Below are 26,481 nucleotides of genomic sequence, written 5' to 3' on the forward strand. Positions count from 1 at the left end.
TCCAAATCGCATGCTTGGCCAAGCATGCGATATTTATCCTCACCCAATCAGGATTATTTTATCGTGAGCACTTTCACTGAAATTACTTTCACCAGCAATGATGGCTTGCGTTTGTATGCGCGTGATTACGCCGCACATAGCGGTGTCGCCAAGTGTCCTGTGATCTGCATCCATGGATTGACCCGCAATTCATCCGATTTTGAGGAAGTGGCACCTTGGATCGCCAGTTTGGGACGGCGTGTGATTGCGGTCGATGTGCGCGGCCGTGGCTACTCCGCATACGATACGGACGGCAGTCACTATCAGCCTGCCGTATATGCGGCCGATATCGTCAAGCTCAGCACTGATCTGGGTATCGCGCGTGCCGTGTTCATCGGCACCTCTATGGGCGGTATTATTACCATGACTTTGGCCTTGCGCCATCTTGATTTGGTCGCAGGCGCAATTCTCAATGATGTCGGCCCGGTATTGTCGCAACCAGGACTGGATCGTATCGGTGGCTACGCCGGTAAAGGCCAGACTCTGGCAAGCTGGGCCGATGCCACCGACTATATCAAAAGCATCAACCAATTGGCTTTCCCCGACAATAGTAGGGAAGAGTGGGGCAAATGGGCGCGTCGCGCCTTTGCCGAAAATGCTCAGGGCAAGCTGGCCTTGCGTTATGACCCTAACATCGCCTTAGCATTGCAAAACGGTAAGCTCAAGGCTAGTTCTGCCGTCGCTAAATTTGCCTTTCGCCGGTTGGCAAAAAAACGTCCTACCCTGCTGATACGCGGTGCTTTGTCCGATTTGATAACGATAGAGCAATCCGATTACATGCGCGCTGTCGCCCCTGCTATGCTATATGCCGAAGTGCCCGGAGTCGGCCATGCGCCTATGCTGACGGAGACCGTAGCGATGACGGCGATCCGTAATTTTCTGGCGCAGGTCGATTAGCTGAAAACATTAAAAAAATATCCCACAGGAGACAAAATGAAATCAGAGAAATTAAACAGGCTGGGCAAATTGGCGCTAAACAGCGCCCTGGTCGCTGGCATCAGTAGTTTGCTTGCTTCTGGCATGGTCAGTGCGCAAGAAATCAAGATCGCATTGATCGCAGGCAAGACCGGCGCGCTGGAAGCCTACGCCAAAGAAACCGAAACCGGTTTTACTATGGGTCTCGAATATCTGAGCGGCGGCAAGATGGAAATCAATGGCCGCAAGATTAAAGTTATCGTCAAAGATGACCAAAGCAAGCCCGATCTGGGGCGTACCTTACTGGCCGAAGCCTATGGTGACGACAAGGTTGATATCGCAGTCGGCACCAGTTCTTCCGGTTCGGCGATCGCGATGTTGCCAGTAGCCGAAGAATATAAAAAAATCCTGATCGTCGAGCCTGCCGTGGCAGACGCGATTACCGGCGAAAAATGGAATCGCTACATCTTCCGCACCAGCCGTAATTCTATGCAAGACGGTTTGGCCGCTGCCAGCACGATTAAGGCTGGCGGCAGTATCGCCTTTCTGGCACAAGATTATGCGTTTGGACGCGACGGTGTAAAAGCGGCGAAAGAAGCGCTGACAGCGGTAGGTGCTAAGGCCAAGATCGTGCATGAAGAGTATGCGGCGCAAAATACCAGCGACTTCACCGCTGCCGCACAGCGTATTTTTGAAGCCCTCAAAGATAAACCGGAACCACGTGTACTGCAAATCATCTGGGCCGGTGCCAACCCTATGAGCAAGCTAGCCGATATGAAGCCTGAACGTTATGGCATTACGCTGGCCCCAGGCGGCAATATTTTGCCCGTCATGAAAACCTGGAAGAGCTTTGTCGGCACCCAGGGCACGATCTATTACTACTACGATTTTCCAAAAAATAAGATGAATGATTGGCTGGTCGCGGAACACACTAAGCGCTACAAGACACCGCCTGATTTCTTCACCGCTGGCGGCTTCTCTGCCGCCAGCGCGGTGTACACAGCGCTTAGCAAAGCCAAATCCAGCGATACCGAAAAACTCATCAGCAGCATGGAAGGTATGGAATTTGATACGCCCAAAGGCAAGATGAGCTTCCGCAAGGAAGACCATCAGGCGATGCAGGCCATGTACCATTTCCGGATTAAAAAAGATCAAAAAAACGAGTGGGATTTGCTGGAGCTGGTAAGAGAAATTCCGGCCAGTGAACTGCCAGTGCCTATCAAAAATAAACGCTAGATATTTACCTGCCAACCCTGTCCCGCTAGCGGGACAGGGGGAAGCAAAGCCACCAGCAGCAAAAACACATCGTCAATATGAACACTAGCAGTACAGCCCATACCGTTGCTATAAAACCTTCCCTGTCGACCCGCGACCTGACGATACGCTTCGGCGGTCACGTTGCGGTGAATCAGGTAACGGCCGATTTTTATCCCGGTACATTAACTGTCATCGTTGGCCCCAACGGCGCTGGCAAGACCACCTACTTCAACCTGATGTCAGGCCAGTTGCCGGCGACAGCTGGCACGGTGCAGCTATTCGGTGCCGATATCACTAGTCTGGGCGCAGCCAAACGCACTAGACTTGGGATAGGCCGAGCCTTTCAGCTGACTAATCTTTTCCCTAATTTATCGGTGATAGAGAACGTCAGGCTGGCGGTGCAAAGCCGTGCCGGTATCGGCATGAATATGTTCTCGCTGTGGTCAGGCCACACTGAATTGCTGGAACGGGCTGAATATTATTTGCAGCGCGTGGCACTGTTCGAGCGTCGCGCATCCAAGGTGTCGGTACTCTCGCATGGCGACAAGCGCAAGCTAGAAGTCGCGATTTTGCTGGCGCTGGAACCCGAGATCATGATGTTCGACGAACCCACTGCGGGCATGAGCGTGGACGAGGTGCCGGTGGTGCTGGATCTGATTCAACAGGTCAAGGCAGAGCGAAATAAAACCATCTTGCTGGTCGAGCACAAGATGGATGTGGTGCGCTCGCTGGCCGACCGCATCATCGTTTTGCACAATGGCATGCTGGTGGCGGACGGCAATCCGGTCGAAGTTATGGCGTCGGCTATCGTGCAGGAAGCCTATCTAGGCACGGCAACAACAGCGGCACGAGCAGGAGTTTCAGGAGTAAAAAAACATGCTTAACGCGGCAATTGAACTTTCAACCGAACACGCCTTCATGCGAGCCGATAGTTCAACAAAGACAGAAGCACTGCTGACGCTTTCCGGCGTACACACTCACATCGGCGAATACCACATTTTGCAAGGTGTCGATCTGATCGTGCCGCGCGGCGGCCTCTCGGTATTACTCGGGCGCAACGGCGCCGGCAAAACCACTACCCTGCGCACCATCATGGGCCTGTGGAAAGCCAGCCAGGGCACAGTGTGCTTTGACGGCACCCAAATCGGCGCGATGGCGACACCCGATATCGCCATGTCCGGCATCGCCTACGTGCCCGAAAGCATGGCGATTTTTTCTGATCTCACGGTCAAAGAAAATCTCACTCTGGCAGCCCGCAATGGCCCTATGGATAGCAGCCGGCTGGAATGGATATTCGGCTTCTTCCCGCCCCTGAAAAAATTCTGGAACTACCCGGCCGGCAATCTCTCCGGCGGACAAAAACAGATGGTGGCGATCGCCCGCGCCATCATAGAGCCGCGCGCATTGTTACTGATTGATGAGCCGACTAAGGGCCTGGCACCGGCGATTATTCAGAGCCTGATCGCCGCCTTCTCCGAGTTAAAAGCAAGTGACACCACGATCCTGCTGGTAGAACAAAATTTCAGCTTTGTGCGCGATCTGGGCGACACCGTCTCTGTCATGGACGACGGCCGCATCGTACACACCGGTGCCATGCAAGATCTGGTCGATGATCAGGATCTGCAACAGCGCTTGCTGGGCTTGTCGCTAGCTAGCCATCAATAAAAGAATAGGAAACACCATGCTCGAACTCTCTCCCATCAGCAGCTCTCCTGCCGCTCCAGAAAGTCTGCCCAGTACGCCGCGCGATATCGTGCCGCTATTGTTGGTACCCGTGTTGGCGCTACTGATGTTGCCGCTGGTCGGCAGCTTCCCGACCTGGCTTACATTGACTATCGCCGGCCTGGCGATGGGCATGATGATCTTTATTATGGCCAGCGGTTTGACCCTGGTATTTGGCCTGATGGATGTGCTGAACTTCGGGCATGGGGCCTTTGTCGCGGTTGGTGCCTTTACCGCGACGCTGGTGCTCTTGCCGATGAAAAGCTGGCTGGAAGTTGATTCCTTGTGGATGAATCTGAGCGTACTCGGTCTGGCGATGTTGCTGGCGATGGTCGTCACCGGCCTGCTGGGATGGGCGTTTGAGCGCGTCATCATCATGCCGGTGTATGGTCAGCATCTGAAACAAATCTTGATCACCATGGGCGGCATGATCGTGGCGGAACAGATGATCAATGTGATCTGGGGTGCGGAGCAAATACCGTTGCCCTTGCCGACCAGTTTTCGCGGCGCGATCATGCTCGGTGATGCGGCGATAGAAAAATATCGTCTGATCGCGGTGGTGGTCGGTATCGTAGTTTTTGTCAGCATGTTCCTGATCCTGAATCGCACCAAACTCGGCCTCTTGATACGTGCCGGGGTTGAAAATGGCGAAATGGTCGAGGCACTTGGTTACCGCATCCGGCGTCTGTTTGTCGCCGTGTTTGCCGCCGGTTCCGCTCTGGCCGGTTTAGGCGGCGTGATGTGGGGATTGTACAAAGAAACCCTGACCGCGGCGATGGGAGGCGAGATTATGGTGATGGTATTTATCGTCGTGATCATTGGCGGGCTGGGCTCGGTCGGCGGCTGTTTTATCGGTGCCTTATTAATGGCGTTGGTGACCAACTACGCAGGTTTTCTGGCTCCTAAACTGGCACTGGTCTCGAATATATTACTCATGATTACGATATTATTATGGCGCCCTGCTGGCCTTTTCTCCAACGGACGTCGCTAGGCTAGCTAGGAAATATGATGCAAAAACAATTTTTACCTCATCTATTAAAATCCATTTTTTCCGACGACCTACCACGCAGCCGCCTGCTCAGTAGCTTGCTGTTACTGATCTTTCTGGGGCTGGCGCTGGCACCCTTCATCACCAGCGGTGCGCGTCCTTTGAATACCGCCGCCACCATTTGCGTCTACGTTATTTTGGTCGCATCGTATGACTTACTGCTGGGTTACACCGGTATCGTCTCGTTCGCCCACACCATGTTTTTTGGTATCGGTGCCTATGGTATCGGACTATCGCTTTCTGACAACGGACCCTACTGGTGGGTGGCATTTGCCGGCCTGCTCGCGGCTTTGTTGCTGACGGTAGTGTTAGCGCTGATCGTCGGCTTGTTTGCCTTGCGGGTGCGGGCGATTTTTTACTCGATGATCACGCTGGCGGTGGCCTCTTCGTTTGCCGTACTGGCCTCGCAATTATCCGATCTGACCGGTGGTGAAGACGGCAAGACTTTCAGTGTACCTGCACTGCTGTCACCAGCGTTTCGCCTGTTCGAGGCAGAAATTTTTGGCCGCGTAGTGGACGGCAAAGTCATCACTTACTATATCGTTTTTTTTAGCAGCGTACTGTTATTTCTGTTCTTGTTACGCGTCGTTAATTCGCCTTTTGGCCGGGTCTTGCAAGCGATACGCGAGAACGAATTTCGCGCCGAAGCCTTGGGCTACCGCACCGTTTTATATCGGGTCCTGGCCAATTGTCTGGCCGCGCTGATCGCCGCGTTAGCAGGCGGCTTGATGGCGCTCTGGCTGCGCTATGTCGGTCCCAAGACCATGCTCAGCTTTGACGTCATGACCGATATTTTACTGATCGTGGTGATCGGTGGCATGGGCACCATGTATGGGGCGGTGGTTGGTTCCGCCTTGTTCATCATCGCGCAAAATTACCTGAAGAGTCTGATGGCGCAAGCCTCAAGTGCGCTGGTTGGCGTGCCATTGTTGGCGCAAGCCTTGCATCCGGATCGCTGGATGTTGTGGCTAGGCGTTTTGTTCATCTTGTCCGTGTATTTTTTTCCCACTGGTATCGTCGGTAAATTGCGCGGCAATCGCCCCTCTTAGGGTAGCGAGGTGCGCGCAGGACGATGTGTTTGGGTCGTCTTATGCGGCCGGAGTCACCGCCGGTATGTTAAACACCATGCGCACGCCCTGACCAGGTTCGCTCTCTAGCAGTACCTGGCCTTTGAAAATCGCATGGGTCAGGTTGTAGACGATAGACAAGCCCAGACCTGAGCCGCCTTGTCCTAGCTTGGTGGTGTAGAAGGGTTCAAAGACACGGTGCTGCAACTCTTTAGCGATTCCCATCCCGTCATCCTGGTACAGCAGTTCTATTCTTTCTTGTAGCTGCTGAGCGCTAATGCTTATATGTCCAGTATGTCCAGTTGTTTTTTGATCAAAGCCGTGATGCAGTGAATTCATGACCAGATTACTCAGGATTTGTTCCAGATGGCCGGGGAAACTATCCATTTCTATGCCGGCCGCAATCTGCACTGCGACCTCGACCTTGGCGCGTCTTAAGGCTGGCCCCAGCGTGTTGAGTATGTCTTGCACCAGTATATTGAGATCAAAAGTGCGCCTGCGTTCGCTGGTCTGGTCGACCGCAACCCGTTTGAAACTATTGATCAACTCACTGGAGCGCAGGGTATTGCGTACGATCAGTGCACTGGCCTCCTGACACTCTTGCAAAGAGTGGTTCAAACTACTGCGGCTAAGGCTGCCGCTTAACACCATCGTGTTGAGTTCGCCTATTTTGTCATTGAGCGTGGAGGCCACCATCAGGGTGTTGCCGATAGGGGTATTGAGTTCGTGCGAAATGCCAGCCACCAGCGAGCCCAGGGAGACCAGTTTTTCCGACTGTATGACTTGTTCCATGGCCTGACTGAGCTCGCGCGTACGCTCTTCCACGCGCGATTCTAGTTTTTCATTTAATTGCCGTAACATCGCCTCGTGTTGCTTGCGTTCGCTGATATCTACGTGGGTGCCAACAACGCGCAGGGGATGACCGTCGCTATCGCGGCTCACTACCTTGCCGCGATCCACCACCCACAGCCAGCTGCCGTCCTGGTTCAAGGCGCGGTGTTCGCTGATGTAGGCCTTGGTCTTGCCGTTCAGGTAGTCATTCATGGTGTTTTTGACGCTCTTCAGATCGTCAGGATGTATCCACTGCTCCCAATCGGCTAAGGGCGCGTCGTGCGCAATCTGATGCATTTCGCGCCAACGCTCAGAAAACAGCACGGTCCCGCTGCCGACATCCCAATCCCAGACACCGTAGCCGGCCCCTTCCATCGCAAAGTTCAGCCTCTCTTCACTGAGTTTGATCAGTTCTTGCGCCTGACGACGCTCCTGATTCAGGCGCTTTAAATGGATCAGCCAGGCGATCAGTGTGAGCGCGATACCAGCGGCTAGACTGCGATACAGCCAGCGTAAATCGGGGGGCGGATTCGGGTCATACAAAAAACCTTGCAGCGTAAACTGTTTGGGTAACATGTCCAATTCTGTATACACCTCGCCTATATGCTGCCAGCGGCCCGGGTTCATGTAGCCGATTTCTACCAGTACCGGTTGTACCAGCGGCATCATTTGCTTGGCCTCATACAGTAAATGCTCGCGGCTATTGCGTTGTGAATATTTGGCCAAAATCAGATCGCTGATTTCCTCCGTATGGCTCATCGCATACTGCCAGCCGCGCATGCTGGCATCGCGAAAGGCCTTAACGCGGGCCGGATGGTTGGCAATCTCCTGTTCGCTGGTAAACAAGTTATCGCCATAAAAATCGATACCTGCCGAGCGCGGCGAATACGCTTGATAGGCGAACCCGGTTTGTTCCAAAAAATCGGTTTCATTGGTGGCGTAGGCAGAAAATCCATACACCTTGCCGTTAATGAGGTCTTTGGGATCGAAGCTATGTTCGACCTGGATAATGCTGTCTAAGCTTATCCCTTCTTTTTTCAGATAGGCCAACACTTCTTCCGATTGGGCGGCCAGCATCACGCGCTGGCCAACAATGTCGTGGATGGTTTGGGTGGGCCCGGTTTGTGGGGTCAGCAGTACATACGGCGAATGTTGAAAAATTACACCGACTACCACCACCGGTTTACCCGCATGGCGCGCCAGTAACAAGCTGCTACTGCCGACACCAAACTGGCTCCGTCCGGCCAGCACATTATCTAGCGGCTCACTGCCGTTTTTGCCCTCGCTTATCTGCACGTCGAGCCCAGCCTGCTGATAGTAACCCTTCTCCAGCGCGGCGTAATAACCGGCAAATTGGAATTGATGCAGGTATTTGAGCTGCAGATTAATGTGATCCAGCGCATAAGCGGCAGGCGCCAGCAAGCTGCTCAGCAGATACGCCAAACTCAGCCAGCTCAGCCAGCTAAGCAGCATGTTTAAGCAGCGTGGCGCGGCGAACCTAACGACAACTTGCTTCAAATACTTCATATGACAGCCTTAGTCGTGAGCAGCGATCGCTTTCATCCAAAGAGGCAGAACGCGATACCGGCTCGTGCTCCATTGTTGAAATAATAGTAATTTTTTCTAAGAAAAGCAAAGTGCATTTCGTGCATATTTCGTGCTTATTTCGTACTTTCGCCGTTTTCATGTGGACTATGTCTAGTGCTAGCGCAGCGTCAATCAGGCTAAATCATAAATTACGCCACGGTGTGATAGCGCTGGTCTGCACCTGCGCGCATGGCATAATTCTATCCTTATTGAATATCGCCCGTGATGAGCAAATTTTATCCATGAATCCAGAACAACGCAAAGAAGCCTCAGAGCTGCAATTGCATAAACGCGGCATACGCATTAATGTGCAATTGCACGTCATCGAATCCGATGAGGAAGTGACACTGCGTAAGCCCGATCAACTGTTGGCGCGCATGCTCGCGCTGTGGGCGGTCAGCACGGCGGCGCAGGCGCGTGATTGCCTGCCTATGCGCGCCTATCTGGCGACGTATCAGCTGGAGTCTTGTTTGTCGGCACAGGAGAGTGCATTTTTGTTCGGTGCCGCGCCAGACGAAGCGAGCTATCTACAGTTTGCACAGAGCCAGGAAGCTCTGTATTTTCTGGCCTGGTGCGCCGGCCTGAGCGACAAGATCGCGGTGCCAGCCACATCATCCAATCTCAAACCAGTATTGAAATTTTTTCCTTACGCGCTGGAAGCCCCCGACAAACTGCAAGCGGCGATACGTCCGCGTAGCAAAAGCGCGATTATGGATTGGTCAGATTTACTGTATCGCCTGCACTGGGAAGTTCGCCATACCCAATTGACCGGCCGCCCCTGTCCAGCGAGTATCGATGCAACGGTGATCAAGCAATGGCATCAGGCGGTCAACTGGATTTGCCAGTATGAAGAAGAAAACGACTGGGATAAAGTCAGCACTGAGACCTAAGCCTTGGCTAGTTAGACTGCTTAAGAATTTTTAAGGTATAGGCCCAGCGCGCATATTCCATGCGGGCTGCAGGCCAGGCAGGCTGTAAACCCGCATGGTATATGCGCCTTAGCCGTGGGCATTTTAAAGGCCCGCGGCTAAGCTTTGCTACTAGTCTTGATCCAGATGCAGCGAGATCACGCCGCTGGTCGGTACTGCGCAGGGTTCTTCGTCAAAGGCGATATCGCCGTTGGCGTCGGCCACACCGGTGGCTTGCAGCTGTTTGAAGTTGAACAGATTCTTATCCATCAGATGCGAAGGCACTACCGTAGACAAAGATGAGAAGATGCTTTCGACTCGGCCGGGGTATTGTTTTTCCCAGTCGCGCATCAGGTTCTTGATTTGTTTGCGTTGCAGGTTTTCTTGTGAGCCGCACAGATCGCAAGGGATGATAGGGAATTGCTTGACCTGGGCATAGCGCTCAGAGTCGGCTTCTTTGACGTAAGCCATAGGGCGGATCACGATATGTTTGCCATCGTCCGATTGCAGTTTGGCTGGCATACCTTTGAGCTTACCGCCGAAAAACATATTCAAGAAAAAAGTTTCCAATATGTCGTCGCGATGATGGCCCAGTGCTATTTTATTTGCACCGAGTTCATCGGCGACACGATACAAGATGCCACGGCGCAGACGTGAGCACAGCGAGCAAGTGGTCTTGCCTTCCGGGATCAGGCGCTTGACGATGCTATAGGTATCCTGATTTTCTATGTGATACGGTATCCCGAGTTTTTCCAGATACGCCGGTAAAATATGGTCAGGGAAATTCGGTTGTTTCTGATCTAGATTGACGGCGACGATCTCAAAATTAATCGGTGCCCGTTGGCGCAGTGTCATCAGGATATCGAGTAAGGCATAGCTGTCTTTGCCGCCCGACAGGCAAACCATGACCTTGTCGCCGTCTTCTATCATATTGAAATCGCCTATGGCCTGGCCGACCTGACGGCATAAACGCTTATGCAGTTTATTGTTTTCGTAGGTGATTTTTTCCTGCGATTTTTGGCTGACTAGCGACTGCTCTAAAACTGTGTTTGCTTGCATGATAGGTTTCTTAATTACGCTTCGTTCTTGATCTGAAATACTTCTACGCCTACGCCTTCGCAGTCCGGGTAGACATCCGGTTTCATGGTCGAGACCCGCACCGCACGTACCCGTGGATGGGCTAGCATGATAGTGGCGACGTCATCGCATAAAGTTTCTTGCAGATGGACATGGCCTTGCGACACCCGTGCCGCAATGGTGCTGCGCATGAAATCGTAATCGACGACCTCATCGAGATGATCGGCTTTTGGGGTCGACAAGGCCAGCGGGATGTACAGGTCGACATTGATCATGACGCGCTGCTCACCTTTCTTTTCAAACTCGTGCACGCCGATGTTGATAGAGACTTCGTAGTTGCGTAAAAACAGGCGGCGGCAATCAGCGAGTTGAGGGTGATGCAGGATAGATAACATATTGGGCTTTGCTGACTTAGATAGGTGAAACTGGTTGGGCGTTGGCGAGAAACATCACATCGCGCTGCAGGGGAATCAAATGCTGGCCACCATCGACTAAGATCGTGGTGCCGGTAATTGCCGTCGCCTCGGCCACGAAGCATACCGTATTGGCGATATCCTGGGGAGTGCTGGAGCGGCCTAATGGGGTGCGTTGATGCGCTAGCGCAAAATCGGCCTCGGATTGGTCGCCAGAAATCAGGCTGATGCCAGGGGCGATGCCGACCACCCGCAAGCGTGGCGCGCAAGCCTGCGCCAGCGTGGTGGTGGCGCATTGCAGCGCGGCTTTGGATAAGGTGTACGACAAAAAATCGGGATTGAGGTTATACAGTTTTTGATCCAGCAAATTGATGACGCAGGCTTGCTCAGTTTCGGCGGTGGCGGCATGTAGGGCTTGCGTCAATAGCAGCGGCGCGCTCAGATTGACTTGCATGTGTTTACTTAAACACTGAGTGCTAAAGCTGGCAGCATCATCTTGCTCAAACAGCGAGGCGTTATTTACCAGGCAGGTGATTTTTCCGAGTGCGGTGATGGCACGTGGCAGTAGGCTTTGCACCGCGGCCTCATCGGCCAGATCGGCTTGCAAGGCGTGCGCACGTCGGCCCAATGCCTGGATTTCAGCGACCAGGCTGGCGGCCTCATCAGCAGAGCGGCTGTAATGCACGGCGATGTCCCAGCCGCGCTGCGCCAGGCTCAGCGCGATCTGGCGGCCGATGCGTTTGGCGGCGCCGGTGACTAAGGCTACGCGTGGCGAGTGCTGTGCTGTACTATTAGTTGGCTGGCTCATGTATGGATTTCTGCGTTTTCTATAGAGTTTCGATAGCCTGCGGTACTACAATGGCGGTATGCGACTTCTTAATCCCACACCCAATAACAAATTATCTCTTCCCGTCCCCAGTGCTGATGCGCAAGCCGCTTCTAGCGCCTTGCGACAAGTGATCTGCGCCGAGATCGCCGCCAACGCTGGCGCAATCTCGTTTGCGCGCTATATGGAGCTGGCCTTGTATGCGCCGCAACTCGGTTATTACAGCGGCGGCGCGATTAAACTTGGCAAAGACGGGGATTTTACAACCTCACCGGAAATGTCCGCTCTGTTCGGTGCCACGCTGGCGCAAGTGTGCGCCAAATTATTCCTGCAAACCTCGGCCAATATCATGGAGTTCGGTGCCGGTAGCGGTAGGCTGGCGTTTGACTTCTTATCGGAATGTCAAACCTCAGGAATTGCGCTAGAGCGCTATTTTATCGTGGAATTGTCCGGAGAGCTCAGAGCCAGACAAGAAGAGTTACTGAAAGACTTCCCGCAAGTGGTCTGGTTGCAAACTATGCCGGCGGCTTTTTCCGGTGTGGTACTCGGTAATGAGGTGTTAGACGCGATGCCGGTTGCGCTGCTAAAAAAGACTGCACAAGGCTGGGCCGAGCTCGATGTCGTGCTCGATGCGCAAGGCGCTTTTGTATTGCAAGCGTCGCGCCAGGCAGCTGCGCAGTTGGTGGCGCAGATACCAGATGCGGAGAATTTTGCACCTGGCTATACGACGGAAGTGCATGCGGTAGCGGTCGGTTTTATGCATAGCGTGGCGCAAATGTTGCTAGTTGGTCACAGTCAAAATGGCAAGGCCGGGGTCGCAATCTGGCTAGATTATGGTTTCCCTGCCCACGAATATTATCTGGATCAGCGCATACAGGGCACGCTGATGTGCCACTACCGACATCACGCGCATCCCGACCCATTCTATTTGCCAGGTTTGCAAGATATTACGGCGCACGTGGATTTTACTGCCATCGCTAGTGCAGCTCTGGAGGACGGATTGGAGCTATTGGCCTACACCAGTCAGGCCGGATTTTTGCTCGAAGCAGGTATAGGCGAGATACTGTTACGGATCCCAGTGGACGATGTGCGGCGCTATCTACCGGCTGCCAATGCGCTGCAAAAACTGGTCTCGCCGGCAGAAATGGGCGAGCTGTTTAAGGTCTTAGTGGTCGGCTGCGGGGCGCAATTAGCGCCAGAATTACAAAGACATGATCGTAGCCACAGGCTGTAAGCGCGCTTCTTAAATGGAGAATATTCGCAGGAATTTATATACTCCCTCTTAGTATTTTTAAACATCGCTTGATACATATGCGTAAACAAGAGATTTATTTTAAATATTGGGGGAGTATCTGTCTCTGCATCAATCAGCACCAGTCAGCACCAGTCAGCATTTCTAAGGGAATCAAAATGATACGTTGGGTAGTCGTGATATTTATTGCATTGATCGTGTTTTCTACGCTCTTGCCCTGGTTAGAAAAACTCGGCATAGGACGCTTGCCTGGCGATCTGCGTTTCAAGTTGTTTGGGCGCGTGTTCTCGCTACCGTTTGCCTCCACCATCCTGTTGTCGCTGGCGGTATTGCTGATCGCGCGCTTTCTGAAATAGCGCCGCGCTGGCGCTTGAGGATGCAGCTTGTCCCCTGAACTTTTCAACAAGACGCCTAAAGCGGCCTAAGGCAAGTTCGTACATTGGCGAGACGATTGCAGCAAAGCTGTGTCTCGCAACAGAAAAAATAATCCAAATTCTTTATTAAGTCTTGTTTTTATTGCCATAAGAAAAGTAAAGTTTGCGCGCTGCCTAACCGTCAACGTGTATATCGATAAGCGTATTGCTGGCAGTGCGGATGGAAAATCGGCTGCTGTTTGCGCCAATAAGTCGCGGCTTACTAGCCGTATCCTGTCTATAATGAAAGCAAGGTTCTCATACTGCAACCGCCATTGTCTAGAGATTCATCTGCCAGATAGAACATATTACGCTAAAGGTTTTCATGAGCGATTTGAGTGATTTTCGAGCCTTGCTGATCGAGCCCAATCCGGGCATGCGCGTGAGCTTGCATAATATGCTCAACTTATGCGGCATTAGTAAGATCGAGCATGCTCATACGGCCGGTATCGCGGCCCGTACCATACAGGCCAAAGTATTCGATCTGGTCTTGTGCGAATACGATCTGGGCGTAGGTCAGGACGGCCAGCAATTGCTGGAAGATGTGCGGCATCACAAACTCACCCCTTTATCCACCATCTTCATCATGGTCACGGCCGAGCGTGGTTACGCCAAGGTGGTCAGCGCGGCTGAGCTGGCACCTTCCGATTATTTGCTCAAACCATTTACTGCCGACACGCTGCTAGAACGCGTCATGAAAGCGATAGAAAAGCGTAAGGCGTTCATCGAAGTGTATAGCTTGATGGAGCAGGGCGCGATCCGAGAAGCGATCGCCGCTTGCGTTGAAGGCGAAAACAATTATCCGCGTTATCTGATCGACTTTATGCGCTTTCGCGCTGAGCTGTACGTGATACTCGGCGAGGCCGAAGAAGCCGAGCAACTGTACACACAGGTGTTTGAGATGAGAGCGGTGGCGTGGGCCAAGCTGGGTTTGGCAAAAACCCTGTTCATGCAAGGCCGCTTCGACGAAGCGGAAGGGATCTTAAAGACGCTGGTGGACGAGAACGATAAGTATATGGATGCCTACGACTGGCTGGCCAAGACTCATGAAGCAGCAGGTCAATTGCCGGAGGCGAAAGATGTGCTCGATACCGCAGTCTCGGTGTCACCACATGCGGTGCGGCGCTTACGCAGACTTGGTGAGATTTCTCTGCGTACCGGCGATATAGAAACGGCCGAGACTGTGTTTAAAAAAGTTGTTAGCAAGGCTAAATTTTCAGAGTTCCGCGATCCCGAAGACCATCTCAACCTGGTCAGCGCCTTGGTCAAGAAGGGCGACCACGATCAGGCCAAATCGGTGATACGCGACATGGAAAAAAACATGGTCGGACTGAAAAAAACCGCAGCTTGCCGTGCCATTTCGGCTGCGATGGTGCATGCCGGTACCGGCGACGCCAGACTCAGCGACGAGCTCGATGCCGCCGTGCTAGCCAGTCGCGAAGACATAGGTTTGTCGACCGAAAATAAATTGGGTTTGGCTAAAAGCTGTCTGGAAAACGATAAAGAAGAGGCCGCTTCAGAAGTCATCATGGATGTGATGCGTAACGCCGGCGATCAAAAAATGATGAGCCGCGCTATCGGTGTATTTGAAAGCGCAGGCAAAGGGCATTTGGGTAAAGAATTGGCGCAACGGAGTCAGAAGGAGGTCATGGAGTTGGTCGCGCTAGGGGTGCAAAAAGCCAAGCAAGGCGATTTCCGCGGCTCACTCGATTTGATGGCGAGCGCAGCGCAAAAATCGCCAGATAATCCGCAAGTGGTGATGAATGCCGCTCTGGCCGCCCTCAAATGTCTGGAAAACTTAGGCTGGGATAATAAGATAGGCGAGCAAGCCAAGAGTCTGATCGCTGCCGCCGCCCGGCTTGATCCTATGAATCCGCGGATGAAGGCGATCCGTGGTTTGTATGATGAATTACAGAAAAAATATGGCATTACGATAGTCCAAAATAAAACAAAAAAATAGGTGCTGCATGTCCGCTCATTCATCAGAATATTTTGGAAAATCGCTACAAGAATTGCCACGCGAGCGTTTGCTCAAAAAAATTAAAGAAGATGAAAATTTGCCGACTTTAGGCATCTCGATCGCCAAGGTTCTGGAGATCACTTCATCCGGTGAAGATCCGGTTTCCAAACTGGCGCACTTTGTGTTGGCCGATGTCGCGTTGACGCAAAAAATTCTCAGACTCTCTAACACGCTGCAATACCGCGCCCACGCAGGCGCACCTGTGACGACGGTGTCGCGCGCCATATTTTTGCTAGGGTTTAATGCGGTTAAAACCAGCGCACTGGCGATGCTGTTGGTCGATGGTTTCAGCAATAAACAACATGCGGGCAGTGTGCGTAAAGAGCTGGTGCACTCTCTGTGTGCCAGCATAGTCGCGCGCGAATTAGCGCAACGCAGTAAGTTTTCCGATGCCGAAGAAGCAGCGGTGGCAGCCTTGTTTAAGAATATTGGCAAGGTCTTGCTGGCTTCTTTCGATCACCAATTACATGAACGCATCCATATCATGGAACTGAGCGAGATCGACAAGGCCAGTGACGCGGCCAATCTCTTGCTCGGTTGTAGTTACGCGCGATTTGGCGAAGCGGTGTTACAGGAATGGAAAATCCCTGACACCATCATACAATCGCTGGGCCCTTTACCAAGTGGCGAAGTCAAAAAGGCGCAACATCGCAGCGAATGGTTAAAGCAGGTTGCGAGTTTTAGTGATGCGGTGGCCGGCATCATGTTTGCAGCAGGGACGCAGCCAACTGGCCAGAGTTTGGCAGCACGTTGCAGTGCTTTGCTACCGCGCTTTGCTAAGGCCTTGGAATTTGATAAGGCGCACTTCGAGCAAATGCTCACCAGGGTCGAGTTAGAGACTCGCCAGCTGGCCGAGAGTATGGGGATAGCCTTATTACAAAATGGTCAGGTCGGCACACTCGAACTGATCGAAGAAGCTGACGCCAGTTTAGTCTTAGACAGTGAGTTTATGTTGAGCACTTTTGATAGTGCGGCACTGCAAGTTGCGCCGCGTCACCCCAGCGGCAAACCCGGCAATGCCAGAGATTTGTTGTTAGCTGGAGTGCAGGATGTGATGCAGATGATGGCCTCGGATCAGGTCAAACTCAACGACATGATTTTATTGGTACTAGAGACTCTGTACAGCGCTATGGGTTTTCGTTTTGCCACCGCTTGCCTGCGCGACATGAAACAGGGGGCATATGTGGCAAGGGTATCGGTCGGTGAACTTTATGCCGAACGACAGCGACGTTTTGTGTTTCCGGTCAAAGAAGAAAAAGATGTGTTTCACCTGGCCATGAGCAATAACGTCGATCTAATGATTTCCGACGCCTCGGTCGCCAAGATACAAAACCTCTTGCCGCAATGGCATAAAGATTTGCTGCCAGATACACGCAGTTTTATTATTTTGCCGCTAGTCCTGCAAAAAAAGTCCATAGGCTTTTTTTACGCCGACCGCGCCTTGACTGCCGAGGAAGGGGTGCCGCCCGATGAGACTGCGCTGATTAAAACTCTTAAGAGTCAGCTGATGGCGGCCATGATGCGCGGCTAGAGCGTGTATTGGATTTAAGCAAAACCAGCCCCAGCGTGCATGCATTCGCCCAATCGTACTATGGGTACTTATTACGTTCTTGGGCGCTGCGCCTGGCGGGAAAATTTTGCGTGAGTCCTATGTTAGACTCGAAGCCTCCACCAATTTCGTTTGAATTGATCATGCCCTTCACTACCTGGTTTACCTTTTTTCTTGCTGCCTGCGTGATCGCTATCTCGCCTGGTTCCGGCGCGGTTTTATCGATGTCGCATGGGCTCTCATTTGGCGTAAAAAAAACCACAGGCACGATTATCGGCCTGCAGGCGGGCCTGTTATTGATTCTGGCAATCGCCGGTGCCGGTGTCGGTTCTCTGTTGATGGCATCTGAAGTGGCGTTTAACACCGTCAAGACCATAGGTGCCTTGTACCTGATTTATCTTGGTATCAGCCAATGGCGCGCCAAAGTGCTGAGCCCTATCGACGCCGATGTCGCTCTGCCACAAACACTGGTGCCGAGCTGGCGCAAACGCTTTTTGATAGGCTTTTTTACCAATGCTACCAATCCCAAGGGGATTATCTTTATGGTGGCGGTGTTGCCGCAATTTATCAGTCAGCATGCGCCAGTCTTGCCGCAGCTATTGATACTCGGTGTGACCATGTGTTTTGTGGATTTGGTGGTGATGCATAGCTATGCATTTGCCGCTTCGTCCATGCAGCGATTCTTTCGCGATCCAGCTCTATTAAAAAAGCAAAACAGGTTTTTTGGCGGTATTTTGATGGCGATCGGGGCTGCGCTGTTTTTCGTCAAGCGCAACCCTGCAGCATGAGCCGTTTGTCTTAGCCCAGCGGTATTTGCTGTTTCTTGGCCAGTGCATCGACATCCTGCCAGATCGTCATTTGATTAAGGAGACGGGTGGCGGGGTCGAGCATGGCGCTTAGATTGAAAAAACGCTCCAGAGCGGTTTCGTCAAAAGCACTAGATTGTGAGAAGTTGATGCGGCCATATTGCTTCTTGAAGGCCAACAATAGATCGCCGGGGGTATCTTTGTGCCAGGACTGCATCAGGCCACCGACCATCAATGCGCTGTCTGTGGTTTGTTCTAACACTCTGGTATTACGGCCACTGGCGACATCGCGATAATCGAGCAAGCGCGGGAAGTAGAATTTTTTGATCCAGCTAGCCGGAATTCCAGCGGCGCGTGTCAAGGTGCCGCTACGCCAGAGTTTCCAGCTTTTTTCGGCATTCCCATCGGCAATGAATTGATCGTCTGCCAGCAAGACGCAATCTTCTTCCAACGTGATTTCTAGTATCACTGGCAAACCCGCTTGCGCCGCGATCTCTTCCAACTCTGGCATGACAGGCTTTTCACCGTGGGCGTTTTGCAGCTGCTGCACAAAGCGCGACATCACTTCTTCATGGGCAGCATGCAAAGTGCTGGTGGCATTGCAAAAAGCACCGCAGGCGGCAAAGTAGGCCATCAACTCGCCGACATAAATACCCGAGGACGGCAAGCTTTCGCGTCCTTCCTGAAAGCCTTCTCTGGGTGTATCCGGTGCAATGCCATGGCGAAAAATAGGGTACAAAGCAGTCGAAATCGTGCCAAATTTGACGACGCTGCCTGCGGTTAAAATAAATTCGCTCATGCGGATGCCTTAGTGGTGTTTTTAAATAGCGACAACACAAATTCTGGTGGTCGCCCTATCGCTGCTTTGTCCAGATAGCTGACGATAGGTCTTTGGAGTAATTTCGGATGATTAGCAAGCGCAGCCAGTAAAGCTTCATCATCTGCATGATGAAGGCCTAGACTAGAAAACTCATCTTCATTTTCGCGCAGCATTTCTTTTACGTTGCCGCCTAACTGCTTATTCAAATGCCGTAGTTGCGCTAAATTTAACGCCGATTTTTGATAATCTACCACCTCCAGTGGCAGATTCTGTTCACTGGAAATCTGTTGCACTAATGCCAGAGTTTCACGCGATTTGGAGCAACGAGGATTGTGGTAGATGGTAATCATAGCTTTGTTTATTTATAGAAATTTGTCGCCGATACCCAGCAATACCAGGACGCCCAAGATGGCAAACAGCGTTGCGGCGATCCAGCGCACCAGTTTGAAAGGGAAGTTCGGTGCAGCGATCTTGCCCAGAAATACTGCTGGAACGTCGGCAATCATCATGCCCAGCGTAGTGCCGGCTATCACTAACGGCAGATTGGTATATTTGGCTGCCAGCGCGACGGTCGCTAATTGGGTTTTGTCACCAATTTCGGCCAGAAAAAAGGTCACGCAGGTTAATAAAAATACCCCGTAGCGACCTTCATTGATGCCCTCATCGCCCATTTCATCCGGTTTTAGGGTCCATGCGGCGATTCCCAGAAACGATAAGCCCAAGGCCCAGCGTAGCACTTCCGAAGAGATATGGCTGACCACCCAATGCCCTAGCAAACCAGCTAAAGCGTGATTGGCGAGGGTAGCAACCAGGATGCCGAGGATGATGGGAATCGGTTTTTTATAGCGGGCCGCCAGTAAAAGGGCGAGTAACTGAGTCTTGTCACCGATTTCACCCACGGCGACAGCAAGAGTAGAGACGAAGAAAGCTTCCATGATTAGTCTTGGGATAGGGCGATTAAACTGATGATACACACGTTCCCCGCCCCATCCCTGGATAGCGGAAACGCATATATCAAAAGTCTTGCCAAATCAAAATTTTGTAGGACTTACGCTAAATTGCTACGGCGAAAAGTTCTATCTTGATTAAACGCACCATGACCGGATGGCCAAGTATGTTGATGCGCTTCTTTCAGCTGGCTGAAAGAGGCTACTCCCCAATGAATATGAGCCTCAATTATACCGTATTGCAGCTTTGCCCTTGATTTTTCGGTAATCCGGTCGATATAAACTATGCTAGATCAATATCGTAAAGCATATTGCCTCCCAGTATTTATCCGTATTTATCTGTATTACTCAGTTTGCTTACAGTAAACAAAAAGGAGTACATCATGACTGTCCGTATCAGTAATCCCGCCCCCAGCCCCTTGCCAGCGACAAAAACTGCCGTCAAGTTAAGGGACAATGAACACGCCGAGACGCTTACCCGTAGCGTCCCTAGCCCGACGCTGTCACAAGATAGTGTTAGTTTGTCTGCCAGTGCCAGCAGCAGTACCGCCTTTACTTACAGCGATCCACGTGTGAACCAAACCAAAGAAAAACCCGATCTGGCTGCCCTGCTGGAAGAGTCAGATCGCAAGGCGCAAGAAATTATCGATTTAATACGACCGCTGATAGAGCAACAAGGTTTGAATTTGCAGAAAGTGGTGAGCGGTGAGCAAAAGTTGACGGTAGATCCGAAAACGATAGACGCAGCGAAAGCAGCCATCGCGCCTGACGGTGAGTTTGGCGTGCAAAAAACCGCCGAGCGCATACTCAGTTTTGCCAAGGGCGCAATCGGCGGCGACCCTGCAAAAATCGACAAAATTCGGGCGGCAGTCGAGCTAGGGTTTGAGCAGGCTAAGAAAATTTTAGGTGGCAGCTTGCCCGAAATCAGTCAGCAAACTCTGGTCGCAATACAAACTGAATTTGATCGCTGGAAGGCCGATGGTATCCCCAGCGGCGATACCGTCAGTCTGGCTAAGACCCCAAGTTGAGATGAGTGTGGCGTCGCGCTGACACCACACTCATTCGTAGTTGATTTACTCGTCAAGCACTTACTCGATACTCACTTCCTTGCGGTTGTCGCGTGAGACGCGGTCTATCATCTTATTGTAAGGATCAACCCCGACCTCGTAGGGTTGCTCTTTGACGGTGATCGTCAGGGTGGAATCACCGTCTTTGAGTACGCGTTTTGCGCTGTACAAGATGCGCTCGTCTTTCTCCTTGGCACCTGCCGCGCGTGCAAAAATGGCGATTTCTATAGGCTCGTCATAGGCTCTGCTGCTTTCCTTGCCCTTACCATCTGCCTCCATTTTTGCCAGATGTACTTTCATCGTGACATCCCACTGGCCATCCGCTCTCTTTTTGGCAGTCGCTTGGTTGACGCGGTTGTCGTAGAAAACAATTTTTTCAAACATGTCGGTGATCAATGCCTGTTGCTCTGGCTTTGCTTCGGCACGGATGTAGCTCAATAATTCCCGGGTGGTAGTGAACGGCGCTTGCTGAAAGGCTTTGTCTTCCAAGAAACGCTTCAAGGCACGGTTTAAGGGTTGCTCGCCGATTTCATCGCGCAGCCGGTAAAAAATCAGACTGCCTTTGCGATAGTGAATGTACTGTTGATCTTCTACCCGGAATAAAGGCTGCTCTTCGACCATCTCTCCACCGCGTTCGCTGAGATAGCGATCCAGTTCATAGCGCAGGTATTTACGCATTTTTTCACGACCGTATTCTTTCTCCATCACCATCATGGCCGAATACTGAGCCAGCGATTCCATCAACATGGTCGAGCCTTGCACCTCGGCTCCCACCACCTGATGACCCCACCACTGATGTGCCATCTCATGCGCCGTCACATAGAACACATAATCGAGATCATCTTTATCACGCAGATCGGCGACAAAGCCTATGCCTTCCGAGAACGGGATAGTGTTGGCAAAAGATTGGGCGAAGCGCTGGTACTTAGGAAACTCCAATATTCGCACTTGCTGATGTTGGTAGGGCGTGAACTGGTTACTAAAATAGTCCAGAGACTTTTGTGTGCCGCTGATCATTTTGTCTATGTTGTAGGCATGTTTTTTGTCATAATAAATTTCTATAGGCAAGCCCTTCCAGTCGGCTTTCTTAATTTCCCAGTTGGCTGATAAATACGCAAAAAACGGCAACATCGGTTTATCCATCTTGTAGTGGAAATAGCGGCGTCCATTTTCTACCCAGGTTTTTTGCAGGTAGCCCGGTGCGAGCGCGGTCTGATCGGCGCTGGTTGAAACCGTGGTCTCAAAATTGATCCAGTCGGCCTCGGCACCGAAAATGCTATTGACACGTGCCGCCTCGTTTTCCAGCTTAGCCATCCGCTCCGGTTCACCCAGACCGCGCTTGCGCCGCTCGTTGCGGTCGATTAGTTGGGCGCGGGCGTTGTAGCCGAAATGCGGAAAAAACTCTGCGTTGTTGAAGAAACTGCCGTTGCGGTTGATAGAGTTGGCGGCACCGCTATTGGTGAAACCGGGATGACGTAGATCCACACTAAACGTCAGATCAAGTTTCTCGTCCGGAGCCAAAGCTTGCGTAAGCTTGATGATGCTGAATCCGAGTTTTTTATCTTCGAGCGTGAGCTGATGCGGCGGCAGATTGCGCCATACGGTTTCGACTTCTGGATTCACTTGCAAACGCAAAGTATCCAGAGGCTGCGCTGTCTTGTTCTGCAATACATAGTGTCCCTGTATTGCGACTCGCCTTTCGGCCGGATAGATATCCACATTGGCGCTGATATCGGTCACTTTAGGATGCGGCAAGTCCTTATATTGGCGATATAGTTTTTCATAATTAGCCTGCTTGTCCATGGCGACGTTACTGGCTTCATACTGATTGAGTATATTGGTATTGTAAAAAATCCAGCCACCGCTCAAGGCAAAACCGCTCAGACTGATCGCCAGTGTCAATCCAGATTTTTCTTTTAGATTTTGTGCCGCCAGAGCTACCCTTACCCGCCATTCTTGCGACAGGCCACGGACCCAGAACGCCTGCGCCACGATCAGCAGGGCCAGAGTGAAAAAACTCCAGTACACCGCATACCACGACCAGCCCAACAGGAAATGGCCGTAGCCATTCATATCCGAATACGCGATCGCAGGCAGACCGGCAAAGTTATACAGATTGTGATCGAAATGCAGGATGCCCAAGACTATTTGCGACACCAGTAGGACGATCATCAGCAGATAGCCGATAAACTTATTATTCGTCAATACCTGCAAACAGATCGCGCACAGCGCCATCAAGATAAAAGGCAGTGAACCCAACAAGCTGCCCTTCAAATACAGCAGAGCTTCGATAGGCACATCGCCTTTAATCAGTTGAAAACACATGGCGGCTAACACACCGGTGCCGATGAAAACCAGAATCACGCCACATAAAGCCAGGCTTTTGGCGAGCAATGGTGCCCAGTTAGGAGTTGGCAAGGCATCGCTCACGTCAGCAATTTTGACTTGGCGTTCTTTAAAGATCAGTTCGCCAGCGTAAAAAGTCAAGATGATGATCAGCATAAAATTAAAACTACCGGTCAAAGTTTGCAGCATCTCTGATGTGACCGGATAGATGGTGGTGCCAAACATGCTTCCTGATTGGCTGACACTGCCAACGAAGTTCATGACACCAAATAACAGCATCACCAAAAATGGCACACTTTTAAACACAGCCTTGGTATCGAAGCAGAATATTTGCCAGCATTGCAGCCATGCCGTGGCGGAAGAAAATTGCGGTACTACGCGTGTTAATGGCGTCTTCAAAGACAGTTCCAAAACATTTTTTGCGCTCTTGGTGTTGCCGAACAAACCGCGGCTAGTGCCAGCGCGCTGCGGTTTAAACAGCACCACAGTGGCAGCAAAACAAGCCAGTGCGACGGCGCACCATAAGACCCGGTTCGCCAGTAAAAATCCACTCACTGCTGGCAGACCTGCATTCGATTCAGCCACCGAAAAATAGCGCGTTAGTCGGGAAAACGCGCGCACGCCAAACGGATCGACCAACACGGCTATCCATTCATTGCTGATGTCTCTGGTAAAGGCTCCGGCTACACCCCACAGCACAAAGAAGGCGATCACGCCGACATAGACCAGCATCATAGAACGTGTGGTGGCAGCTAGTAACATCAGTAAAGCCCCGATAAACAGGAGGTTAGGGATGACCAGTACCGCAAAACCCCACAGATAGGCATGCAAAGAAAATGCGCCGACCCGTGCTGTATCTACCCAAGGCATGAGCGGCCCCAGCATCAGACCAATCGCAATTACTACAAAAATCATCAGGCAGGCCAGCATGCCGGCGGCGAAGCGCCCGATCAGATAATCATGTTTGCGCATGGGGGTGGCAAAAATCATGTCGGAGATCCCGATCTCGCTATCGCGCAACACCGCACCGGCGATAAAAATCGTCACGATAAACATCGATATCAGAGAAAAGATCCCGAGAAACTGGACGATGACGACCGGTGCGTTACGGTTGACATTACCAATTGCGCCACCCATTTGTATAGAGTCACTGCTGCTAGCACCAAAGGCCATGGCCGCCAGGATCAGTGCGCTGACCCAGAGCAGCGGTTGACGTAATTGGTAACGCAAATCAAATTTAAAAAATTCTAACCACATGATCTGCTCCTTAAGCCGCACGCGAGGCGGTCGCTGCATCGGAGGTGCCAGCGGAATCTGAGGCACGAGTTGCCGCGCCCGCTGCCTGACCAGTCAAATTTGCGCTTGCCTGGGAGGCGCGCAATTGCAAGAAGTAGACGTCTTCCAGATCTGCCTCCACTTGCACAAAACCCTCGTCAGGCTGGCTCTCAGAATAGACATTGATTTGCGGTTTGCCGCCCACCAGACGGCTGGCCAGCACCGTAAATTTACTTTGGTACTCAGGCAAAGCAGCCTTGCTGACGCTTTTGCGCCACACCTTATTCTTGAGTTCATCGATCGCCGCCTGCGGCTCACCCTGGATCAGCACCTTGCCCTGCGCGATCATCGCCATACGTGGGCACAGGTCGGTCACGTCTTCCACGATATGGGTAGATAGGATAACCACCACCTGCTCACCGATCTCGGCCAGCAAATTCAGAAAGCGATTGCGCTCATCCGGATCCAGACCGGCGGTAGGTTCATCGACGATCACCAGTTTAGGCGCGCCCAGTAAGGCTTGCGCGATGCCGAAGCGTTGCCGCATGCCGCCAGAATAGCTGCCGAGCGCACGTTTGCGCGCCTCCCACAGATTGGTCTGGCGTAGCAAGCTCTCGACCATTTCCTTGCGCTGGGCTTTCTGAGTCAGGCCTTTGAGTATCGCAAAATGGGTCAACAGATCTTCTGCGCTGACCTTGGGATAGACCCCGAAATCCTGTGGCAAATAGCCTAGCTGGCGACGTAAATCTTCTTTCTCTTTTAAGACGTCCATACCCTGGAAATGGATACTGCCGCTGTCTGGTTCCTGCAAGGTGGCAATGGTGCGCATTAACGAAGATTTACCGGCACCATTCGGCCCTAACAAACCAAATAAACCATTTGGGATCTCCAGACTGACATTGTTGATGGCATGCACGCCATTGGCGTAAGTCTTGTTGAGGTGTTTGATGGTCAGCACTAGGTATTCTCCAAAAGATTTATTTTATTTATCAGGACTTACGCAAAAACGCCCCAGCGTCCTTGTAGCCGCCATGCCTTATTGATCTCTGTTTTTGGCGATGCGCTTAGCTGGGAAATTTTGCCTAAGCCCTAGGTATGAACAGGGACAAGCTCTAGCCTAATATAATAGATTCTTTTGACAAGGTGTTGCTGCTGCGACCAAATGTCGATAAGTCAGGATGAAGCTCAAAAAACGCGAGTTAGAATGAACGCGAGTTAGCCTGGCGTTTTCTTATCAGTATCAAGCTTCACCTCTATTCTTGCCCAAGGCCAGCCTGAGACGCATATTCCATGCGCTTCCCCAGCCTGCCTAGCCTGTGAGGCGCATGGAATATGCGCGCTGGCGCGTTGCTTATTTAAATCCCAGGTAGTTACGCAAAATAGCTGGGTGGAGGAATTAGCATGGAGTCTGGCTAAAATTGGTAGAATGCAAAAATGTTCACTCGAAGCTGAAACCGGCGCTCGCCGCCACCATCAGCATCCGCCTCCTATGGAACCACTATGAACACAGAAAACATCGCAGAAAACACCGCAGAAAATACCGGCCCTGAACTTAACGCCATCGATCAGAGCAAGTTACTCGACGCCTTTGAGGTCAGAGTGCTGGCCGTGCTGGCAGAGAAAGAGGCTACCACGCCCGATAATTACCCGATGTCGCTCAATGCCCTGGTGAATGGCTGTAATCAATTGTCTAGCCGCGATCCTGTGATGTCGCTGTCAGAAAGCAAAGTGCTGGAAGTGCTCGACCATTTGGCGCAAAAAAAGCTAGTCGGTGTGATCAACCAGGCCGGTGCGCGTGTGGTCAAGTACGAGCATCGCATGCGTATCAAATGGATGCTAGAGCAAGACCGTTTGGCCGCTCTCACCGTACTGATGCTGCGCGGGCCACAAACGGCCGGCGAGATCCGCAGCCGTGCCGGTCGCCTGCACGAGTTTGCGACAGTGCAAGCACTGGAAGCGAGCCTGGATTTTTTGATGGACAAATATCCTCCCTTCGTTGCCCGTCTGGCGCGCGCGCCTGGCAATAAAGAAGCACGTTACGCCCATCTGTTGTCCGGGGCAGAAGCGTTAGAGCAAGCCGAGATTGCCGCCAGTGCAGGCACAACGCCGCAGCGCGATAGGATCGGTGCTTTAGAGCAGGAAGTGCAAAGCCTGCGCAACCAGTTAGACAGTCTGACACTGCAATTCGAGCAATTTCAAAAACAGTTTGAGTAAATCTCGGGATGACAAGGGACCTGGTTTTTAAAAACACCTAGCCCGGCGCGCATATCCTATGCGGGTTTGCAGCCTGCCTGCC

The 26,481-nt window shown here is 52.0% G+C and carries 23 protein-coding genes and 1 riboswitch; of the genes, 14 read left to right on the top strand and 9 right to left on the bottom strand.

Annotated features, from left to right (window positions below):
- Window positions 1-63 precede the first annotated feature (63 nt).
- From ACO0K8_RS08280 to ACO0K8_RS08305, 6 genes are all read left to right on the top strand, one after another.
- A complete protein-coding gene (locus ACO0K8_RS08280) occupies window positions 64-936 on the top strand; it encodes an alpha/beta fold hydrolase (RefSeq protein ID WP_422946183.1) in 873 nt (290 codons plus the stop codon).
- A gap of 36 nt (window positions 937-972) precedes the next feature.
- Window positions 973-2,190: a substrate-binding domain-containing protein gene (locus tag ACO0K8_RS08285; protein ID WP_422946184.1), complete on the top strand. Its 1,218-nt coding sequence runs from the start codon at window positions 973-975 to the stop codon at window positions 2,188-2,190.
- 77 nt (window positions 2,191-2,267) lie between these two features.
- On the top strand, window positions 2,268-3,095 hold the full coding sequence (locus ACO0K8_RS08290; RefSeq protein WP_422946185.1) for an ABC transporter ATP-binding protein: 828 nt from the start codon (window positions 2,268-2,270) through the stop codon (window positions 3,093-3,095).
- 34 nt (window positions 3,096-3,129) lie between these two features.
- Window positions 3,130-3,876, top strand: coding sequence for an ABC transporter ATP-binding protein (locus tag ACO0K8_RS08295; RefSeq protein ID WP_422946261.1), 747 nt, complete (start codon window positions 3,130-3,132; stop codon window positions 3,874-3,876).
- 16 nt (window positions 3,877-3,892) lie between these two features.
- Window positions 3,893-4,924 carry a branched-chain amino acid ABC transporter permease gene (locus ACO0K8_RS08300; protein ID WP_422946186.1) on the top strand — a complete coding sequence of 344 codons (1,032 nt, stop codon included), beginning with the start codon at window positions 3,893-3,895 and terminating at the stop codon, window positions 4,922-4,924.
- A gap of 17 nt (window positions 4,925-4,941) precedes the next feature.
- The gene (locus ACO0K8_RS08305) at window positions 4,942-6,030 is read left to right on the top strand and encodes a branched-chain amino acid ABC transporter permease (RefSeq protein ID WP_422946187.1); all 1,089 of its coding nucleotides are present in this window, start codon (window positions 4,942-4,944) and stop codon (window positions 6,028-6,030) included.
- A gap of 39 nt (window positions 6,031-6,069) precedes the next feature.
- Here ACO0K8_RS08305 and ACO0K8_RS08310 read toward each other — a convergent pair whose 3' ends face one another.
- Entirely contained in the window at window positions 6,070-8,406 is a 2,337-nt protein-coding gene (locus ACO0K8_RS08310; protein WP_422946188.1) for an ABC transporter substrate-binding protein, read from the bottom strand.
- Window positions 8,407-8,708: 302 nt separating this feature from the next.
- Here ACO0K8_RS08310 and ACO0K8_RS08315 point away from each other — a divergent pair, with 302 nt between their 5' ends.
- Window positions 8,709-9,356, top strand: coding sequence for a DUF4272 domain-containing protein (locus tag ACO0K8_RS08315; RefSeq protein ID WP_422946189.1), 648 nt, complete (start codon window positions 8,709-8,711; stop codon window positions 9,354-9,356).
- A gap of 150 nt (window positions 9,357-9,506) precedes the next feature.
- Here ACO0K8_RS08315 and ttcA read toward each other — a convergent pair whose 3' ends face one another.
- The 3 genes from ttcA to ACO0K8_RS08330 are packed head-to-tail and all read right to left on the bottom strand — an operon-like array spanning window position 9,507 to window position 11,672.
- Window positions 9,507-10,433: a tRNA 2-thiocytidine(32) synthetase TtcA gene (gene ttcA, locus ACO0K8_RS08320; protein ID WP_422946190.1), complete on the bottom strand. Its 927-nt coding sequence runs from the start codon at window positions 10,431-10,433 to the stop codon at window positions 9,507-9,509.
- A 14-nt stretch (window positions 10,434-10,447) separates the two neighbouring features.
- Window positions 10,448-10,846 carry a dihydroneopterin aldolase gene (locus ACO0K8_RS08325; RefSeq protein ID WP_126127219.1) on the bottom strand — a complete coding sequence of 133 codons (399 nt, stop codon included), beginning with the start codon at window positions 10,844-10,846 and terminating at the stop codon, window positions 10,448-10,450.
- 16 nt (window positions 10,847-10,862) lie between these two features.
- Window positions 10,863-11,672, bottom strand: a complete 810-nt coding sequence (locus tag ACO0K8_RS08330) for an SDR family oxidoreductase (RefSeq protein WP_422946191.1) — start codon at window positions 11,670-11,672, stop codon at window positions 10,863-10,865.
- A 58-nt stretch (window positions 11,673-11,730) separates the two neighbouring features.
- On the opposite strand from ACO0K8_RS08330, the gene ACO0K8_RS08335 reads away from it, so the two are divergent.
- From ACO0K8_RS08335 to ACO0K8_RS08355, 5 genes are all read left to right on the top strand, one after another.
- On the top strand, window positions 11,731-12,924 hold the full coding sequence (locus ACO0K8_RS08335) for a class I SAM-dependent methyltransferase (protein ID WP_422946192.1): 1,194 nt from the start codon (window positions 11,731-11,733) through the stop codon (window positions 12,922-12,924).
- Window positions 12,925-13,100: 176 nt separating this feature from the next.
- Entirely contained in the window at window positions 13,101-13,298 is a 198-nt protein-coding gene (locus tag ACO0K8_RS08340; RefSeq protein ID WP_422946193.1) for a DUF2905 domain-containing protein, read from the top strand.
- Between the two features lie 382 nt (window positions 13,299-13,680).
- On the top strand, window positions 13,681-15,315 hold the full coding sequence (locus tag ACO0K8_RS08345; protein WP_422946194.1) for a tetratricopeptide repeat protein: 1,635 nt from the start codon (window positions 13,681-13,683) through the stop codon (window positions 15,313-15,315).
- 7 nt (window positions 15,316-15,322) lie between these two features.
- Window positions 15,323-16,906, top strand: coding sequence for an HDOD domain-containing protein (locus ACO0K8_RS08350; protein WP_422946195.1), 1,584 nt, complete (start codon window positions 15,323-15,325; stop codon window positions 16,904-16,906).
- A gap of 161 nt (window positions 16,907-17,067) precedes the next feature.
- Complete coding sequence (locus ACO0K8_RS08355) at window positions 17,068-17,712, top strand: LysE family transporter (protein ID WP_422946196.1); 645 nt, start codon at window positions 17,068-17,070, stop codon at window positions 17,710-17,712.
- Window positions 17,713-17,722: 10 nt separating this feature from the next.
- Here the strand turns inward: ACO0K8_RS08355 and ACO0K8_RS08360 are convergent, their stop codons facing one another.
- Genes ACO0K8_RS08360 through ACO0K8_RS08370 form a run of 3 tightly spaced genes read right to left on the bottom strand, consistent with a single transcriptional unit; the run spans window position 17,723 to window position 19,485 of the window.
- On the bottom strand, window positions 17,723-18,529 hold the full coding sequence (locus tag ACO0K8_RS08360) for a hypothetical protein (protein WP_422946197.1): 807 nt from the start codon (window positions 18,527-18,529) through the stop codon (window positions 17,723-17,725).
- Window positions 18,526-18,900: an arsenate reductase (glutaredoxin) gene (gene arsC / locus ACO0K8_RS08365; RefSeq protein ID WP_422946198.1), complete on the bottom strand. Its 375-nt coding sequence runs from the start codon at window positions 18,898-18,900 to the stop codon at window positions 18,526-18,528. Before arsC ends, ACO0K8_RS08360 begins: the two co-directional genes overlap by 4 nt.
- Window positions 18,901-18,912: 12 nt before the next feature.
- A complete protein-coding gene (locus tag ACO0K8_RS08370; protein WP_422946199.1) occupies window positions 18,913-19,485 on the bottom strand; it encodes a TMEM165/GDT1 family protein in 573 nt (190 codons plus the stop codon).
- Window positions 19,486-19,578: 93 nt separating this feature from the next.
- Window positions 19,579-19,720: riboswitch (yybP-ykoY riboswitch) on the bottom strand.
- A gap of 160 nt (window positions 19,721-19,880) precedes the next feature.
- Between ACO0K8_RS08370 and ACO0K8_RS08375 the strand changes: the two genes are divergently transcribed.
- Window positions 19,881-20,525 carry a hypothetical protein gene (locus ACO0K8_RS08375; protein WP_422946200.1) on the top strand — a complete coding sequence of 215 codons (645 nt, stop codon included), beginning with the start codon at window positions 19,881-19,883 and terminating at the stop codon, window positions 20,523-20,525.
- A gap of 60 nt (window positions 20,526-20,585) precedes the next feature.
- Here the strand turns inward: ACO0K8_RS08375 and ACO0K8_RS08380 are convergent, their stop codons facing one another.
- Together ACO0K8_RS08380 and ACO0K8_RS08385 are read right to left on the bottom strand one after the other, a co-directional pair.
- On the bottom strand, window positions 20,586-24,167 hold the full coding sequence (locus ACO0K8_RS08380; protein ID WP_422946201.1) for a M1 family aminopeptidase: 3,582 nt from the start codon (window positions 24,165-24,167) through the stop codon (window positions 20,586-20,588).
- A 10-nt stretch (window positions 24,168-24,177) separates the two neighbouring features.
- Window positions 24,178-25,143 (bottom strand): ABC transporter ATP-binding protein, encoded by a 966-nt coding sequence (locus ACO0K8_RS08385; RefSeq protein WP_422946202.1) that lies wholly within the window; start codon window positions 25,141-25,143, stop codon window positions 24,178-24,180.
- Between the two features lie 542 nt (window positions 25,144-25,685).
- Here ACO0K8_RS08385 and ACO0K8_RS08390 point away from each other — a divergent pair.
- Window positions 25,686-26,399, top strand: a complete 714-nt coding sequence (locus tag ACO0K8_RS08390) for a YceH family protein (protein ID WP_422946203.1) — start codon at window positions 25,686-25,688, stop codon at window positions 26,397-26,399.
- Window positions 26,400-26,481: the final 82 nt, after the last annotated feature.

The sequence above is a fragment of the Undibacterium sp. Ren11W genome (assembly GCF_049340485.1).
In the GTDB taxonomy this organism is placed as follows: domain Bacteria; phylum Pseudomonadota; class Gammaproteobacteria; order Burkholderiales; family Burkholderiaceae_D; genus Undibacterium.

Coding starts and splice junctions, on each gene's coding strand:
- ACO0K8_RS08285 (WP_422946184.1), top strand. CDS start 973: ATGAAATCAGAGAAATTAAACAGGCTGGGCAAATTGGCGCTAAACAGC.
- ACO0K8_RS08290 (WP_422946185.1), top strand. CDS start 2,268: ATGAACACTAGCAGTACAGCCCATACCGTTGCTATAAAACCTTCCCTG.
- ACO0K8_RS08295 (WP_422946261.1), top strand. CDS start 3,130: ATGCGAGCCGATAGTTCAACAAAGACAGAAGCACTGCTGACGCTTTCC.
- ACO0K8_RS08300 (WP_422946186.1), top strand. CDS start 3,893: ATGCTCGAACTCTCTCCCATCAGCAGCTCTCCTGCCGCTCCAGAAAGT.
- ACO0K8_RS08305 (WP_422946187.1), top strand. CDS start 4,942: ATGCAAAAACAATTTTTACCTCATCTATTAAAATCCATTTTTTCCGAC.
- ACO0K8_RS08310 (WP_422946188.1), bottom strand. CDS start 8,406: ATGAAGTATTTGAAGCAAGTTGTCGTTAGGTTCGCCGCGCCACGCTGC.
- ACO0K8_RS08315 (WP_422946189.1), top strand. CDS start 8,709: ATGAATCCAGAACAACGCAAAGAAGCCTCAGAGCTGCAATTGCATAAA.
- ttcA (WP_422946190.1), bottom strand. CDS start 10,433: ATGCAAGCAAACACAGTTTTAGAGCAGTCGCTAGTCAGCCAAAAATCG.
- ACO0K8_RS08325 (WP_126127219.1), bottom strand. CDS start 10,846: ATGTTATCTATCCTGCATCACCCTCAACTCGCTGATTGCCGCCGCCTG.
- ACO0K8_RS08330 (WP_422946191.1), bottom strand. CDS start 11,672: ATGAGCCAGCCAACTAATAGTACAGCACAGCACTCGCCACGCGTAGCC.
- ACO0K8_RS08335 (WP_422946192.1), top strand. CDS start 11,731: ATGCGACTTCTTAATCCCACACCCAATAACAAATTATCTCTTCCCGTC.
- ACO0K8_RS08340 (WP_422946193.1), top strand. CDS start 13,101: ATGATACGTTGGGTAGTCGTGATATTTATTGCATTGATCGTGTTTTCT.
- ACO0K8_RS08345 (WP_422946194.1), top strand. CDS start 13,681: ATGAGCGATTTGAGTGATTTTCGAGCCTTGCTGATCGAGCCCAATCCG.
- ACO0K8_RS08350 (WP_422946195.1), top strand. CDS start 15,323: ATGTCCGCTCATTCATCAGAATATTTTGGAAAATCGCTACAAGAATTG.
- ACO0K8_RS08355 (WP_422946196.1), top strand. CDS start 17,068: ATGCCCTTCACTACCTGGTTTACCTTTTTTCTTGCTGCCTGCGTGATC.
- ACO0K8_RS08360 (WP_422946197.1), bottom strand. CDS start 18,529: ATGAGCGAATTTATTTTAACCGCAGGCAGCGTCGTCAAATTTGGCACG.
- arsC (WP_422946198.1), bottom strand. CDS start 18,900: ATGATTACCATCTACCACAATCCTCGTTGCTCCAAATCGCGTGAAACT.
- ACO0K8_RS08370 (WP_422946199.1), bottom strand. CDS start 19,485: ATGGAAGCTTTCTTCGTCTCTACTCTTGCTGTCGCCGTGGGTGAAATC.
- ACO0K8_RS08375 (WP_422946200.1), top strand. CDS start 19,881: ATGACTGTCCGTATCAGTAATCCCGCCCCCAGCCCCTTGCCAGCGACA.
- ACO0K8_RS08380 (WP_422946201.1), bottom strand. CDS start 24,167: ATGTGGTTAGAATTTTTTAAATTTGATTTGCGTTACCAATTACGTCAA.
- ACO0K8_RS08390 (WP_422946203.1), top strand. CDS start 25,686: ATGAACACAGAAAACATCGCAGAAAACACCGCAGAAAATACCGGCCCT.